Annotated in this window: 2 pseudogenes; both read left to right on the top strand. The window is 73.5% G+C overall.

Annotated features, from left to right (window positions below):
• Nucleotides 1–308 (top strand): annotated as a pseudogene (locus AC1D1T_RS32990) (flagellum-specific ATP synthase FliI); the annotation flags it as partial.
• A gap of 34 nt (nt 309–342) precedes the next feature.
• A pseudogene (locus AC1D1T_RS32985) lies at nt 343–540 on the top strand (flagellum-specific ATP synthase FliI); the annotation flags it as partial.

Here is a 540-nt window from a genome sequence, read left to right as displayed (position 1 = left end):
GCGTGCCGGTCGGCTCGGTCTGCGAGGTGCGCATGGACGGCCAGCCGCCGGTGCTGGCCGAGGTGGTCGGCTTCTCGGGCGATCGCGCCTACCTGATGCCCACCGGCGAGATCCACGGCCTGGCGAGCGGCGCGCGCGTCGTGCCGCGGCCGTCGCCGATCGTGCCGCTGCTGCTGGGCGCGACGCAACACCAATGGCGGCGCAGCGAAGACCGCACGCTGCACCTGCCGATGGGCGACGGGCTGCTCGGCCGCGTCGTCGATTCGCAGGGCCTGCCGATGGACCGCAAGGGCCCGCTCGGCAGCGTCAGTTGTGTATATGAGACTGGTCTGCGAGGTGCGCATGGACGGCCAGCCGCCGGTGCTGGCCGAGGTGGTCGGCTTCTCGGGCGATCGCGCCTACCTGATGCCCACCGGCGAGATCCACGGCCTGGCGAGCGGCGCGCGCGTCGTGCCGCGGCCGTCGCCGATCGTGCCGCTGCTGCTGGGCGCGACGCAACACCAATGGCGGCGCAGCGAAGACCGCACGCTGCACCTGCCG

It is taken from the genome of Rhizobacter sp. P2_H3 (assembly GCF_056403355.1).
The sequence above is the reverse complement of the archived record's forward strand: the minus strand, read 5'-3'. Positions and strand labels throughout refer to the sequence as shown.